The 14,892-nt window shown below is 51.2% G+C and carries 14 protein-coding genes and 1 other RNA gene; 5 read left to right on the top strand and 10 right to left on the bottom strand.

What is annotated here, in order from left to right:
• Nucleotide 1 precedes the first annotated feature (1 nt).
• Nucleotides 2-1,087, bottom strand: a complete 1,086-nt coding sequence (locus D7Z26_RS13170) for a DUF294 nucleotidyltransferase-like domain-containing protein (protein ID WP_120977414.1) — start codon at nt 1,085-1,087, stop codon at nt 2-4.
• A gap of 45 nt (nt 1,088-1,132) precedes the next feature.
• Nucleotides 1,133-2,443 (bottom strand): ammonium transporter, encoded by a 1,311-nt coding sequence (locus tag D7Z26_RS13165; protein ID WP_199731708.1) that lies wholly within the window; start codon nt 2,441-2,443, stop codon nt 1,133-1,135.
• 440 nt (nt 2,444-2,883) lie between these two features.
• Between D7Z26_RS13165 and D7Z26_RS13160 the strand changes: the two genes are divergently transcribed.
• Together D7Z26_RS13160 and D7Z26_RS13155 are read left to right on the top strand one after the other, a co-directional pair.
• Nucleotides 2,884-3,339: a MerR family transcriptional regulator gene (locus tag D7Z26_RS13160; RefSeq protein WP_120977412.1), complete on the top strand. Its 456-nt coding sequence runs from the start codon at nt 2,884-2,886 to the stop codon at nt 3,337-3,339.
• A gap of 56 nt (nt 3,340-3,395) precedes the next feature.
• Nucleotides 3,396-4,082, top strand: a complete 687-nt coding sequence (locus tag D7Z26_RS13155) for a zinc metallopeptidase (protein ID WP_120977411.1) — start codon at nt 3,396-3,398, stop codon at nt 4,080-4,082.
• Nucleotides 4,083-4,157: 75 nt separating this feature from the next.
• Here D7Z26_RS13155 and D7Z26_RS13150 read toward each other — a convergent pair whose 3' ends face one another.
• Nucleotides 4,158-5,060 (bottom strand): LysR family transcriptional regulator, encoded by a 903-nt coding sequence (locus D7Z26_RS13150; RefSeq protein ID WP_120977410.1) that lies wholly within the window; start codon nt 5,058-5,060, stop codon nt 4,158-4,160.
• Between the two features lie 109 nt (nt 5,061-5,169).
• On the opposite strand from D7Z26_RS13150, the gene tpx reads away from it, so the two are divergent.
• Entirely contained in the window at nt 5,170-5,682 is a 513-nt protein-coding gene (gene tpx / locus D7Z26_RS13145) for a thiol peroxidase (RefSeq protein ID WP_120977409.1), read from the top strand.
• Between the two features lie 92 nt (nt 5,683-5,774).
• Here the strand turns inward: tpx and D7Z26_RS13140 are convergent, their stop codons facing one another.
• The 4 genes from D7Z26_RS13140 to D7Z26_RS13125 form a co-directional block, all read right to left on the bottom strand.
• Entirely contained in the window at nt 5,775-6,155 is a 381-nt protein-coding gene (locus D7Z26_RS13140; RefSeq protein ID WP_120977408.1) for a DUF1499 domain-containing protein, read from the bottom strand.
• Nucleotides 6,156-6,235: 80 nt separating this feature from the next.
• A non-coding RNA gene (gene ssrS, locus D7Z26_RS13135) (6S RNA) lies at nt 6,236-6,418 on the bottom strand.
• A gap of 37 nt (nt 6,419-6,455) precedes the next feature.
• Entirely contained in the window at nt 6,456-7,208 is a 753-nt protein-coding gene (locus tag D7Z26_RS13130) for a YesL family protein (protein ID WP_120977407.1), read from the bottom strand.
• Nucleotides 7,209-7,262: 54 nt separating this feature from the next.
• Entirely contained in the window at nt 7,263-8,888 is a 1,626-nt protein-coding gene (locus D7Z26_RS13125; RefSeq protein ID WP_120977406.1) for a DEAD/DEAH box helicase, read from the bottom strand.
• A 188-nt stretch (nt 8,889-9,076) separates the two neighbouring features.
• On the opposite strand from D7Z26_RS13125, the gene D7Z26_RS13120 reads away from it, so the two are divergent.
• Entirely contained in the window at nt 9,077-9,904 is an 828-nt protein-coding gene (locus D7Z26_RS13120; RefSeq protein ID WP_120977405.1) for a YitT family protein, read from the top strand.
• Between the two features lie 122 nt (nt 9,905-10,026).
• Nucleotides 10,027-11,214 (top strand): putative glycoside hydrolase, encoded by a 1,188-nt coding sequence (locus tag D7Z26_RS13115; protein WP_120977404.1) that lies wholly within the window; start codon nt 10,027-10,029, stop codon nt 11,212-11,214.
• A 73-nt stretch (nt 11,215-11,287) separates the two neighbouring features.
• On the opposite strand, the gene D7Z26_RS13110 is transcribed toward D7Z26_RS13115, so the two are convergent.
• The 3 genes from D7Z26_RS13110 to D7Z26_RS13100 are packed head-to-tail and all read right to left on the bottom strand — an operon-like array spanning nt 11,288 to nt 14,867.
• Nucleotides 11,288-12,247: an ABC transporter permease gene (locus D7Z26_RS13110; RefSeq protein ID WP_120977403.1), complete on the bottom strand. Its 960-nt coding sequence runs from the start codon at nt 12,245-12,247 to the stop codon at nt 11,288-11,290.
• Nucleotides 12,248-13,324, bottom strand: a complete 1,077-nt coding sequence (locus D7Z26_RS13105) for an ABC transporter permease (RefSeq protein WP_120977402.1) — start codon at nt 13,322-13,324, stop codon at nt 12,248-12,250. It lies immediately after the preceding gene.
• Nucleotides 13,317-14,867 (bottom strand): ABC transporter ATP-binding protein, encoded by a 1,551-nt coding sequence (locus D7Z26_RS13100; protein WP_120977401.1) that lies wholly within the window; start codon nt 14,865-14,867, stop codon nt 13,317-13,319. Before D7Z26_RS13100 ends, D7Z26_RS13105 begins: the two co-directional genes overlap by 8 nt.
• Nucleotides 14,868-14,892: the final 25 nt, after the last annotated feature.

The following is a 14,892-nucleotide window of genomic DNA, read 5'->3' as shown; positions in this document are numbered from 1 at the left end:
TTCACCTCCCGCCGAAGCGGCGCTGCAACTCCCGTTGAACCCTGCGTTGCATTTGTTTGCCGGCTTTCAATGCTTGTTTGAGTTGACCGATCGCTTCCTTCGGCAACTGATCGACGCGAATTTTACCCGTGCCCTGCAATTCGCCGTTATCCGGCGAACATGTCGTAATTAATCTCCATCTCAGAAAAACGATAAAAGCCTGCTTGGCGTCGTTCGCTTCTTCGTCCGTCAGCACGTCCGACCGGTTAAGCGCGTCGATTCTTTTTAGCGTGCTCGTTTCTCGGATACCCGCTTGAATGGCCAGGAGCCTGCAAGCGTTCACCATCGGAATGTACGCCCCGTACTTCATATCCAAACTTCCTGCGTTTTCTCCGTACCTTTCGACCAGTAATTGACCGAATACGCCGACCAGAACCTTATGCCGAATCGTATTTTCCATCATTCTTCCGGCGATAACCGGAGTGCCGAGCATATCGCCGAAAAATCGGTTTTGCAATCGCTGGGCTAATTCATGATCTCCCGCGATCGCCCTTCCGTCGGCTACGATGAGCAGGTACCTGACGTTTTCCCAACTCGGCTCCGCGAACCAAGCATCGATTTTACATTCCCACTCTTGAATCGACATGCGCCAGTTCGAATTGGAAGCAATGACTTCTCCTTCGCAAGGCGGATACCCCAGTTCGATCAACGACTCGACCATTACCTGCGACAATCGAGCGAAGTAGGAGCGATTGCTTTCTTCTTCCGATTCGTTCGCCGCTTCCGCATATACGAGACCGCTATCTTGATCGCTATACAGGGTCTGCTCGTAACGCCCTGCGCTGCCATACAGTATATACGTATAAGGCACGGGCGGAGCTGAAAACCCCGACCGTGCCAAATCGTTCTCCGCAAGCTTAAGCACCCGAGCAATCAGCGCGTCGTGAAGTCGATTTAACTCTTCGATTACTTCGTCCGCCGGAGAAGCAGATGAGAGTAATTTCGCCGCCAATCGGTTCTGTTCGCTCTCTCTAACCGACTTTAACTGCTCGATCGTCTCGGCGCCGGCGATGTCTAGCAACCGCGTCTCCCATAAGGGATTAATCATGCGGTTTCAACACCTCCTGTAATTACGCCGGTGGAAGGAATACGGTTAGACCGATGTGCCGGCTTTTTTCATTTGTTCCGGATATCCGTAGTTGCCATGTTCGCTCAGATCCAAACCGATGATTTCTTGTTCTTCCGTTACGCGGAAACCGATAACTTGTTTCACGACCCACAATACGATGAAGGAAGCGGCGAACGCGAAAGCTCCGCAGACGATAACCGATTCCGCTTGCACCCACAGTTGCCCCCAACCGCCGCCTTCGAACAAGCCTGCTTTACCGATGCCGACTTTGCCGGACAATTCTTCCGTTGCAAACAAACCATTCGCCAGCGTTCCCCAAACTCCTGCCGCTCCGTGTACGGATAACGCGAAGATCGGATCGTCGACTTTGATTTTCTCGAAAAATTTGGCGCTGAAGAATACGAGCACGCCGGCTACTAGACCGATCACTACCGCAGCCCAAGGATCTACGAACGCGCAAGATGCGGTAATGGCAACCAGACCGGCCAATGCGCCGTTAAGCATGGCCGTAATGTCGGCTTTGCCGTTAACGAGCCAGGAGATCAGCAACGCCGCTACCGCGCCGGCAGCCGCGCCCAATTGCGTATTAAACGCTACGAAGCCGAAGAAACCGTCGCCGATCGCAACCGTGCTGCCAGCGTTGAAACCGAACCAGCCCACCCACAGGATCAACACGGCCAATGCCGTGAACACTTGGTTATGTCCGAGGATTTCGTTAGCTGAACCGTCTTTATTGAACTTTCCGATCCGCGGCTTCAAGAGAATCGTTGCCGCCAGAGCGCCGATCGCGCCCGTCAAGTGAACGACCGTCGAGCCCGCGAAGTCTTGAGCTCCGTCTTTAGCCAACCAACCGCCGCCCCAGATCCAGTGAGCGACGACAGGATAAATCACGGATACGAAGAATAGCGTAAAGATAAGGTAAGCGGATAGTTTAGCGCGTTCCGCAAAGCCGCCCCATGCGATGGATAGCGATACTGCCGCGAACGCCAATTGGAAAATAAAGAATACCGAGGAAGGATAGCTATCTCCTTCCGCTGCGGCATGGCCCGGGTCGAAGAAGAAGTTGCCGAGTCCGATGAATTTGTTCAGGGATTCGGAAGCATCTCCGCCGAATGTGAAGCCGTAACCAACAGCCCAGTAGACAATAGAAGCAAGACCGAGCGTAAAGATCGTTTTACCGGCAACGTGGCCGGCATTTTTCATCCGGGTCGATCCTGCTTCGAGCAGGATAAATCCGCCTTGCATAAGCAGAACCAGAATACCGGCTAACATGACCCACAATGCATTAAGCCCGACGTTCAATTGCCCGGCTGTTGGATCATCGGCAAATGCCATTGTCGGGAACATCAAGAGAAGAGCACCCAACGCTATCAAACTTTTCTTAACCACAAAGACCACTCTCCTACATGTTATGTTTCATGACATTTCAAGAAAGGCTTAGTGTCATTATAGGGTGATCTTTATGATTTGACAATATGGTTTTCGTAAATTTATCCGAGAATATCGCCAAAAATCTAACATTAACCTTCAGATTCATTTTCAATGTTAGGATTTAGACCATTATTTATTAAAATATATGGGTAGTACCGATTAAAAAGTCCATTTCCCTTCCGAAAAACCTAACATCAATCCACCACACGTGAGTTAACGTCTCACATAGACAATAAAAGCCTATAAGGATAGGCTTAGTCGGCATAAGTATGACGTTTGACTGTACGGTTCGCCTTTCTGTATGATAGAGGCAGAAATCATATGTAGAAAAGAAGGTGAGATCGATGCGGAACGGATCGATGAATGCCGGACGCCTGTACCGGATCGGAGAATTGTCTTCGTTAGCCGGGATTAGCCCTCGCACGATTGATTATTACACGGGTTTGGGACTGCTGGCGCCAGCCAAAAGATCAACGGGAAATTATCGATTATATGATGATGAAACTTTGCAACGCATACGCCGTATAGAACAGATGAAGGCTCAAAAGTTTTCCCTGGAAGAGATCCGCGAGCAATTCACCGCTTTGAACCGGGTAGCCGCAGACGAGGCGGTCACCCGCAAGCTGACCGATCTTCAGTCTCACCTTGCTCAGCTAGAACGGGAAGTCAAGGAACTGGAACCCGTGCTCGACCAAATGAAGCCGCAGCAGGCTAAGCGACTATTCCGCGCGATTACTCCGCAGACCGCAGCTTGTATCGAAGCGCTTTTGCTCCTTTTAGGGAAAAGTAATTTCATGTAATTCGTTCGGGCCTTCGAACGAAAGACATTCGCCCATTACAATGGAGGGAACACGCCATGTTGTTTTTTCATCCGATGGATTTTTTGATTATTATCGCGTTTTTATTGTCACTGTGGGCCCAATTCCGCGTTAGCAGTACGTTTAATCGATGGTCGGAAGTCCAAAACGCTAACGGAATGACGGGTTACGAAGCCGCTCGCCGGATGCTGGACCGTAACGGCCTTCAAGACGTTCCGATCGAACCCGTACCAGGCAAGCTCTCCGACCACTACGATCCGGTACATCGAGTCGTACGCTTGTCGGAGCATGTCTATTACGAAAGCTCGATCTCGGCGATATCCGTCGCCTGCCATGAAGTCGGCCACGCCATCCAGCATCAGCAGTCCTACCCGATGCTCGTAATGCGCCACCGTATGTTCCCGGTCGTTCGCTTCGCTTCCGGGTTCGCGCCGATTCTGTTAATTGCGGGATTCCTGTTGCAGTCGCTTAACTTGATCGGCTTCGGGATCATCTTTTTCTCCGCGGCCGTCGCCTTCCAACTCGTTACGCTCCCGGTCGAATTCAACGCCAGCTCCCGGGCACGCCATATCATGGTATCCGAAGGCTTCATTACGCGCGACGAAGAACGCGGAGTAGCCAAAGTATTGAATGCCGCGGCATTAACTTACGTAGCCGCCGCTTTAATCGCTATGCTGGAATTGATCAAATACATTATGATTTTCACTTCAAGCAATCGCGACTAATCCGCGAAGCGCAAATACGCAGAACAACCCCGCCGATGATCGGCGGGGTTTGTTTATCGTTATCGATCGACGATATCAGAGTGATTTGTATTGGTGCTTAAAGAAATCGATCATGAACGCATGGAACATCTGCACGACAAGAGGCAGTTTCTCCCCGGACCTGCGAATAAGTCCGATCGTACGCGTCACGTGCGGTTCGCGAATCTTTACGACTGCCGGCATCATCGAACTTGTCTCGTACATCGCCATCTCCGGCAATAGACTAACGCCCATTCCCGCGGCTACAAGCCCGCGTATGGTCCCCGCCTCCTCGCCTTCGAACCCGATATTCGGCGTAAACCCCGCCTGTCTGCAGGCCTCCATTACGATAGGGCGCAAAGAATATCCGGCATCGAAGAGAACGAACGTCTCTTCCTTCAATTCGCTAAGCTGGATGGAATCATTCTTCGCCAACCGATGCGAATCGGGAAGAATGGCGAATAACTCCTCAGTTAAGACTACCTCGCCGGTTACTTGCTCGTTCTTGTCCGGGAAGGGCGAGATAAACGCGATATCTACTTCCGCATCGACGACGTCTCGAATCAAAGAAGGGTACATCCCTTGGCGGAATCGGAATTTGACGTTCGGATGCAGCTTGCGAAATGCGGCAACAACCTGCGGAACGAGATGAATCCCTAGACTATGCGGAAAACCCAACCGTATCTCGCCGACCTCCGGATCGAGAAATTCATGAATTTCCATAACCGCACGATCTAGATCGCCAAGTAACGCCTCCGCTCTGCGAAGAAAAAGCTGGCCGACCGGCGTTAATTGAACATTACGCCCACGCTGCATGAAAAGGCGTATCCCGAGCTCTTCCTCAAGTCTGTGGATTTGCCTGCTGACGGCGGACTGGGCCACGTGAAGCTCCTCAGCCGCCTTCGTGACGTGCTGAAGGCGAGCCACTCGAACGAAATATTGCAACTGTCTAAGTTCCACCCGATAACCCCCTCCCAAGACCGCCTCTAGTGCCAAACATTGGACAATGGTATTCGATAACGATTATAATAATTACGGCAAACCTTATCAATGAAGGAGGAATATAAACATGTCCCAAGAACGTTCGGTTACTTTAAAAGGCAATCCTATCACGCTCGTTGGTCCCGTACTGCAGGCCGGAGATACCGCTCCAGACTTCACTTTAAACAAAAATCTGCTCGAAACTTCTTCGCTGCAGGATTTCTCCGGTAAAGTCAAATTAATCAGCGTCGTCCCTTCGATCGACACTGGCGTATGTGACGCGCAAACTCGCCGCTTCAACGAAGAAGCTTCCAAGCTAGGCGACAATGTCGTTATTATTACCGTAAGCGCGGATTTGCCTTTTGCGCAAGCTCGTTGGTGCGGTGCCGCGGGAGTCGATCGCGTCGTTCTCTTGTCCGATTACAAAGATAACAGCTTCGGCAAAGCTTATGGCGTATTCATCAAAGAGTTACATTTGGACATGAGAGCGATCTTCGTTCTTGACGGCGACAACAAGATCACATACGTAGAAGTGTTGAACGAAATGACCGAGCATCCGAACTACGAAGCGGCCGTCGAAGCGGTTAAAAGCTTGATCTAAGCTATCCCGTTCACGCGCAAGCTACCGCATAAAAAAGCGAGGTAAGGCAAATGCCTTCCTCGCCTTTTTTTATGTCCAATACGAAAAGTTCGTTATGTTCTGTATGAGGACAGTTTCTTGTCCAACACACCGTAAATTTCCTGTATGTTTCTATAATTAGAACCTAAATCCCCAAGCGAACCACGTGATGCGGAGTAAATGTCGACCGCGCTATTCCCTGGGCTTGTACCCACGACTTGAATCGTGATGTCCATCGTACGTCCGGACATCGACTTCTTCTCCATTACGATTTCCCCGACCGTCTGAACTTCGTGAAGAACTTTGTAGCCCTTCATTTTCTTCAGAATGGAAGTAACTTCGTCCCATGCGCGATCCTTCGAAAGCCGATAATAATGAGACTTAAGCTTTGGATCTTTGGCCTTGTCGCTCGTATGTTCATGGCTGCGGATTAATCCAATCAGCAATCGTTTCAATGCTTTCTCTCCCTCCGGTTACCCTTGGCGCTACATTCCATCTTATCACGCCTAACCCGGGCATTAAAGTCCAAGGATAGAGAAAACCCGCCTATGCCGTCCGACGTGCATGTTTCTGAACCTGCTTTGGCAGGTGGGTGCCCGCAGCGCGGCTTTTGACTTCCCTTTTCGAGGGCCTGTCAGCTACCGGGCAATCTAGAGCTCCCTGGAAACAAACATTGGTTCAAAACATTTAAGCGTCGTAACGCACAAGGCAGGAGTATTCTCATTATAAGCACGTGAGTAAGAAAAGTAAAATGGTTAGCTCTGGGTTTGCTTCTCTTCTTCCGAATCCGACTCGGAATCGTTCTCCGTTTCGGCCGCTTCCTTCATTAGCATCATTTTTTGAATCACTAGATTAAAGTTGTAGAAGGTATAGATCGCGATAATGCTTCCGAAGAAGAAAGGGATCAAGAATGTGATCCGCGTACTGAGGTACAGCACGGCAGCGGCACCGAGCGCCATAATAATCGATCTGACCGGTCGCCCGATCGTCAGGATTAGCGCGTTCTTGAGCAATTGAACCGTTTTCATATGAAAATGGGACAACAGCGAGAAGAAATGCAGTAAAGATATTAGCAATAAGATCATGAGAGCGATGAACAAGTAAGCGATCAACTGAAATCCGCTCATCTGGTTCAAGTAAACTTGGAAATCGATAATCAGAACCGCGAACAGCAAAGCATAGAACAGGCCGCCAACCATGGCCTGTACATAGTTTTGCTTGTAATTGCGGAAGAAGGTTTTGAAGAGCGGAACATCCGTATCGCCCAGAACCCATTTCCGGGCGACCGAGAACATCGCCGAGGTCGCCGGAAACAGTGTGAAAGGAGCTACGATCGCAAGCATGATAATGTTTGCTTTTAATTGATCCGCGTCTTCAACCTGGAAGAACAGGATGAGCATTAACCAAAACGGAACGGAAGTGACGAGCCACAACACATTCGTAACCGACAACCTCATGACCCACTCGGACAACCTATAAAAGCCGCCCATCATGCCCCGCATTTCCATGGGGATTCCTCCCTGATGACAATCGTCAGTTAGCTACTGGTGAAAATTGAGTGCTTAGATTTTGACGAAATCTTCGCTTTGCGAACGGGTTCCGCGATAATCGTCGCGACGTTCCGGACGTCCGCGATTCGAATCGCGATATCCTTCTCCGCTCGGACGGCTTCCGCCGCTACCGCCGTATGGCTTGCGTTGACCGCCGCCGCTGCCGTAGCTGGAACCGCTGCGACCTTGACCGCCGCCTTGACGGTACGAACCGCCAGAGCCGCCTGTGCCGCCGCTACTGCCGTAACGACGTTGTCCGCCGCTGCCGTATCCGCCGGAGCCGCTGCGATTGCCTTCGAACTTGCGCTTCTTCGAACGGATCGGATCCTCCGGTGTCAGTTCGATGTTCACGTCTTTTTTGTCGCCCGTCATTAACTTCATTGCCGCCGCAAGCAATTCGACCGAATCGTATTGCTCAAGAAGCTGCATGGCCACCCATTTGAACGGGTTGACTTCTTCTACGGAACGAACGGTATCCATAATGCGCTCGGCAAGAATCTTCTGTTTGCCTTCCATCGCCTCGGACAACGTCGGAAGGACTTTTTTGGAAATCCGGTGACGCGTTACTTTTTCGATGAAGTGCAGATGATCCGTCTCGCGATGCGTAACGAAGGACCAGGAAGTTCCTTCTTTGCCCGCGCGACCCGTACGACCGATCCGGTGAACATAGCTTTCCGGATCTTGCGGCAAGTCGAAGTTGATTACGTGAGTTACGCCGGAAACGTCTAGACCGCGAGCGGCAACGTCCGTTGCAACCAGAATATCGATGCTGCCGTCGCGGAACTTCCGCATAACGGAATCCCGTTGATTCTGGGAAAGATCGCCATGCAATCCGTCGCAAGCATATCCGCGTTTCATCAACGCTTCGGACAACTCGGCTACGCGGCGTTTCGTACGACCGAAGATGATTGCCAGTTCGGGCGGTTCCATGTCAAGCAGTCGGCACAAGCCGTCGAATTTCATGCGTTCTTGAATTTCAACGTAGAATTGCTGAATCGAGGGCGCGCTAAGCAGCTTCGATTCGACTTTGACGTGCTCCGGATCGCGTAGGAATTGTTGAGCCAATCTTTGGATGTTCGCAGGCATCGTAGCCGAGAACAGCAAAGTCTGGCGTTCGTCCGGCACGAGCTTCAGGATGGATTGAATATCTTCCATGAAGCCCATGTCGAGCATTTCGTCCGCTTCGTCCAATACGACGCTGCGTACGTCGTCGAGGCGAATCGTCTTGCGGTTAATGTGGTCTAGCAAACGACCTGGCGTACCGATAATGATTTGCGGCTTCCGCTTCAAGGAGCGGATCTGACGTGAGATGTCTTGACCGCCATATATAGCCAAGGAACGAAGTCCCTTGAAACGTCCAAGCTTCTCGATTTCTTCCGATACCTGAATCGCCAATTCGCGAGTCGGGGCCATGATCAGGGCAACAATGCGGTCTTCCGATGCTGCGATTTTGCTAATAAGCGGAATACCGAAAGCAGCTGTTTTACCTGTACCTGTCTGGGCCTGCCCGATCATATCCTTGCCGGCAATGGCAACGGGAATGGCTTTCGCTTGGATTGGGGTCGCTTCTTCAAATCCCATCTCCGATATGGCTTGAAGAACGTCGGACTCCAAACCAAACTCTGCAAATGTGCTCAAACTTTTTCAATCTCCTTCTGTGTTGGGCCTTCAACTTACGGCTTCCAAAAAAATGATCAGTTCATTATAGCACATACCCTCTTGTAAACTCCAGTCTAAGGAAAAGAGTACCAGTCGTTGAATGATCGGCTTTTCCTAGGGGAACCTAAAAAAGGAATCGTCCCATCCCTATCGCAAGGAGTGCTAACATGAAAAGGTTTGCCATAATCGGCCCCGTATTTTTGATGATTCTTAGCGCCGTCGCGGTCGGTTGCGGCTTCCAGCTCCTGCTCATTCCGGAAAAACTGCTCAGCAGCGGCGTTTCCGGCGTAGCCATGGTCATCGGCTATTTAAGCGGATGGAATATCGGCTGGTTGTATTTTGCCCTGAATGTCCCGATTTTGTTCTGGGGATATCGGGTACTTGGGAAACGATTTATATTACTGAGCGTGGTCACCGTTGTATCTACGGCGTTATCCATGCAGATCATTCCCCAGTTCGAGCTGACAGACGACCGTCTGCTCGCTTCCGTATTCGGCGGAGTGCTCGTCGGATTAGGTTCAACGGCAGCGCTGCGATTTGGAGGATCGACAGGCGGCTTTGACATCATCGCCTCCATTATATCACGTTCAAGGAACTTGCCTATCGGAATCCTTATCGTGCTCCTTAATACGATCGTCGTCGCGGCGCTAGGTTTCTTGAAGGACGATTGGAACGCCGCTCTTTATTCTATGCTGTCGATCTATTTAACGGGAAAAATAATTGATGCCGTCCACACCCCGCATCATAAAATTACCGCCTTTATCGTCACCACCCATACCCAAGAACTTGCATCGAGGCTGTTGAAAATCCCGCGAGGCGTTACGATCATTAAAACGCGCGGCGCCTTTACGAGCGAGGAACGCGATATGTTGATGACGGTTACGACCCGTTACGAGCTTGCGGAATTGCGCAAGCTCGTAACGCAAATCGACTCCAAAGCGTTCGTAAACGTCGTACAGACGATCGACGTCATCGGGGAATTTCGCAAACGTTAAACCGATCGAATATTTATCAGGGTAAATATGACCAAATTCCGCAAAATACTACAAAATACCTGTGTCTACTCCCCCCTAACTCGTTTATAATCTTGTTACAGAGCTGATGGGAGAGAGAAAATATGAATATTTTAATGGCTTTATTATTGCTGCTCAATACGACGATAGGCGGTTCGCAGCCCCACGACAAAGGAATTAGTGGATTATGGAAAACGGTTACAACAAAAGCCCAACAGCTCCAACAACAGCCTACGAATGTCTCGGATCCTGCGGATTCGAATTCCGGCGACGGATCTTCGGTACAAGGCGATCCCCAACCGAATGCCCCGGTCGTGAAAGGAATTTACGTAACGGCTTACAGCGCGGGCGGCGAGAAGATGGCTTCGCTCCTCGACTTGCTCGATCGCACCGAATTAAACACGATGGTAATAGACATTAAGGACGATCTCGGCAACATTACATACAAGACGGACAATCCGGAATTGCAAAAACTAGGTAGCCCTCAGCCGTACATCAAGGATATTCATAAGCTGATGACGACACTCGAGGAGCACAAAATTTATCCGATCGCGCGCGTTGTCGTTTTCAAAGATAGCGTGCTCGCGAAGAAACATCCGGAATTATCTTACGTTCAAAAAGACGGCACGCTTTGGCAAAATAAAAACCAAGACAAATTCGTTAATCCCTATCGCAAGGAAGTATGGGAATATAACGTCGCCATCGCCAAGGAAGCGGCCAAACTCGGCTTCAAAGAAATCCAGTTCGATTACGTCCGGTTCCCGGAAGGCTTCGAGAAAAAGGCGGATGGCCTGACATTCACGAAAAGCGAACTTAGTCGCGTCGACATCGTCGCCGGATTCGTGGAATACGCGAAGAAGGAACTCGCACCGCTCGGAGTGAGGATTTCCGTGGATATCTTCGGTTACGCCGCGTCCGTGCCCGCCGCGGAAGGCATCGGCCAAGACTTCGTCAAAATATCGAACGCCGTTAACGTAATCAGCCCGATGATCTACCCTAGCCACTACAGCACGGGTTGGTTTAAGCAGAAGGAACCCGATCTCTCTCCTTACGCTACGATCAAGGGAGCCATGGACGATACCCACAAGAAACTCGATCCGCTAGGCGATAGCAAACCGATTATTCGACCTTGGATTCAGGACTTCACGGCCAAATGGCTCGGCAAAGGACATTATATGACTTACGGCGCGGCCGAGGTCGATGCTCAAATTAAAGCTTTGCACGACAGCGGGGTTCAAGAATATCTCTTATGGAACGCAGGGAACAGATATTCGGAAGGCGCGAAGTTCTAAGGGTTAATGCCATCATACGATTAACAAAAAGCACTTGGGCGGATTGCCCAAGTGCTTTTTGTTTTCGGAGAAGCTATCGCTTTCCTGGGAAGTACGGCTCGCCTAATGCCCCCGGAGCTTTCGAGCGGCCAACCGCTCCGACGAGCACGAGGATCGTCAGTACGTATGGCAACATGTAGATGAACTCTGCCGGAATATGAGACGAGAAGTCGAACAGTTGAAGCACGTTGTTGATCGATTGGGCGAAGCCGAAGAATACGGCGGCTCCCAATGCGCCCAACGGATTCCATTTTCCGAAAATAACCGCGGCGAGAGCGATGAAGCCTTGCCCGGATATCGTGTTATGCGAGAACGTCCCGGTAGTGGTCAAGGCGATCGTAGCTCCGCCGATTCCGGCGAGCACGCCGCTCATCAATACTGCCGTATAGCGCATCCTTAGCACTTTAATGCCGACCGTGTCAGCCGCGCTAGGATGTTCGCCGACCGCGCGCAAGCGCAAGCCGAACGACGTCTTGTAGAGCATGTAGAAGATAACGCCGACCAGAATCAGAGCCAGATAAGTCGTCGGATAGGAATTGAAAATCCCATCGCCGATTATCGGGATATCGGATAAGCCGGGAATTTTCCACTTGTGGAACGTCTGATCGACGAGAGGAGTTTCGCCCGCGCCATCGAACAACAGCTTCACGAGATATAGCGTGGTACCTCCCGCGATAAAGTTGATGACGATACCGCTTACGACTTGATCCGCCCTAAAGGTGATCGTCGCCACGGCGTGAATCAGAGCGAACAAGACTCCGAACAATGCGCCGGCCAGCAATCCGATCCATGGGGACGCTGAGCCGTATCCTGCTTCTTGAGCCCGGTACGCGGATACCGCGGCCGCGAATGCTCCCGCCGTCATCAAGCCTTCGAGGCCGATATTCACGACGCCTGAGCGTTCGGATATAATGCCGCCGAGGGCTGCCAGGATAAGCGCGGTAGAGAATACGAATGCGGTATTGAGCATATGCCCGAGCGTTGCGATATCCATCTAGACCACCTCTCCTTTGCGCTTCTTGGCGGACAACCGTTTCATTAGCCAACGGATAATTCCCGGCGCTGCAACGAAGAAGATAACGGAACCGATAACGATTCGTATAATCTCCGGAGGAACGTCAGCTCCGAAGCTCATTCCGGCCGCACCGTACGATAGCGTACCGAACAGAACCGCCCCGAATAGAACGCCAACCGGATTGTTGCCGCCAAGCAAGGCGACCGCGATTCCGTCGAAGCCGTGTCCGGTCGGACTTGCGGCTATCGCTTGGTTCATGAATACCCCAAGCACTTGGAATACGCCGGCCATACCCGCGAAAGCTCCGGAAATGAACATTGCCTTAACAATGCTTTTGTTCACGTTAATGCCCGCGTATTGCGCGGCATCGGAATTGCTCCCGACTACGCGAAGCTCGTATCCTTGCTTCGTTCTAAAGAGATAGACATAGAAGAATACGACGCACAGCAACGCGAAGAACATACCCCAGTGAACGCGCGCGTCGTCAAGCAGACGCGATAACCATCCGATCGTGACTTGAGCGGAAGGATCGATCATGTAGGATCGGCCTTTGCCCGGTTCGAGCAAGAAATGGTTTACCGTATAGTTCGCCAAATGAAGCGCGATCCAGTTCAACATGATCGTGGTAATGACCTCGTTGACGCCTCTAGCCGCCTTCAGGTAGCCTGCGATCATACCCCAGATTCCGCCGATCAGCGTACCTACGATGATCGCGAACGGAGCGTGGAGGTACCATGGCATATGGAGGTTGACGCCGACGAATGTCGCGCCGGTCATACCCATGATATATTGGCCCTCGGCTCCGATGTTGAACAATCCGGTACGGAAAGCGAATGCGACCGAAAGTCCCGTGAATACGAGAGGCGTAATCGCCGTCAGCGTTTCGCCGAAATCGTAGGGATTGCCGAACACCTTGTTCAGCAACGAGCGATAAGCAAGAATCGGATCGTAACCGCCGATCAGCATGATGATCGCTCCGACGATCAACCCCAGCACGATCGCGATAAACGGGACGATCGCGGATTCTTTCGTGATGATTTTAAGAAACTTATTCAATGTTGTCCGGACCTCCCTGCGGTTGTTTATAGTCCGTCATCATCAGGCCGAGCTGTTGGTCGTTCGTCTCCGACGGTTTAACTTCCCCGACGATGCGTCCTTCATAAATAACCGCTATGCGGTCGGAGAGTTGCATGATCTCGTCCAGTTCGTAGGAAACGAGCAACACGGCTTTACCCATGTTCCGCTGCTCCACGAGACGCTTGTGAATGAATTCGATCGCTCCTACGTCAAGTCCGCGCGTCGGTTGGGCGGCGATCAATACTTCGGGATTCTTGTCGACTTCCCTTGCGATGATCGCTTTCTGTTGGTTACCGCCGGACAAAGCGCGAGCATCCGTCATGATCGAAGGCGTTCGTACGTCGAACTCCTTCACCAGTCTTTCCGCGTGTTTCTCGATGGCGCCGAAATCCAAAAATCCGTTTTTGTTGAATTGAGGCTGGTAATAAGTCTCGAGCACCATATTCTCGCGAATCGGGAAATCGAGCACCAAACCGTGCTTATGGCGATCTTCCGGTATAAGAGAGAGGCCCGCTTCGGATATTTTTCTCGGCGTCTGGCCCGAGATGATCTCGTCGCCAAGCTTAATCGATCCGCTCGTTACCGAGCGCAAGCCGGTTAACGCTTCGATCAACTCGCTTTGCCCATTGCCTTCGACTCCCGCGATACCGAGAATTTCTCCACGTTTCAAGACGAATGACGTTTCGTTAAGCGCATTGAGCCCCGAACGGCCTTTCACGACCAGGCGATCGACCTCGAGGACTGGCTCGCCCAATACGGCATCCTTTTTATCCAGCTTGAGCGACACTTCGCGACCGACCATTTTCTCAGCCAATTGGTTCGGATTCGTTCCGGCCGTCGGCAAGCTGTCAATGACCTTACCGCGGCGCACAATTGTCACCGTGTCGGCAATCGCCATAATTTCCTTAAGTTTGTGGGTGATCAAAATAATCGACTTTCCTTGCTGCACAAGGTTACGCATAATGACCAACAGTTCGCTAATCTCTTGTGGCGTCAGTACGGCCGTCGGCTCGTCGAATATGAGAATATCCGCGCCGCGATATAACGTTTTCAAGATTTCTACCCTTTGTTGCATGCCGACCGAAATATCGTCGATCTTGGCATAAGGATCGATATTCAAACCGTATTGCTTGGATAACTTGCCGATTTTCTCGTAAGCCAACTTCTTATCGACCGAAAGTCCCATCCATTTCTTGGGCTCGCTGCCAAGAATGATATTCTCCGTGACGGTAAAAGGATGCACCAGTTTGAAATGTTGATGCACCATTCCGATCCCGAGACTGATTGCTTTGTTAGGTCCGTCGATGGCTACTTCCTGCCCATTTACGAATATTTCCCCTTCTTCGGGCTGATACAGTCCGAATAAGATGTTCATCAGCGTCGACTTGCCAGCGCCGTTCTCGCCGAGAAGGGCGTGAATCTCGCCCTTGCTCAGCTTGAAGGAGACGTTGTCATTGGCGACGATGCCGGGGAAACGCTTCGTAATGTTCCGCATCTCTACAACCGTTCTCGTCTGTTCCATGAGTAGCACCCTTTATCGGTTATTG

The sequence above is a fragment of the Cohnella endophytica genome (assembly GCF_003628305.1).
Taxonomy (GTDB): domain Bacteria; phylum Bacillota; class Bacilli; order Paenibacillales; family Paenibacillaceae; genus Cohnella; species Cohnella endophytica.
The sequence above is the reverse complement of the archived record's forward strand: the minus strand, read 5'-3'. Positions and strand labels throughout refer to the sequence as shown.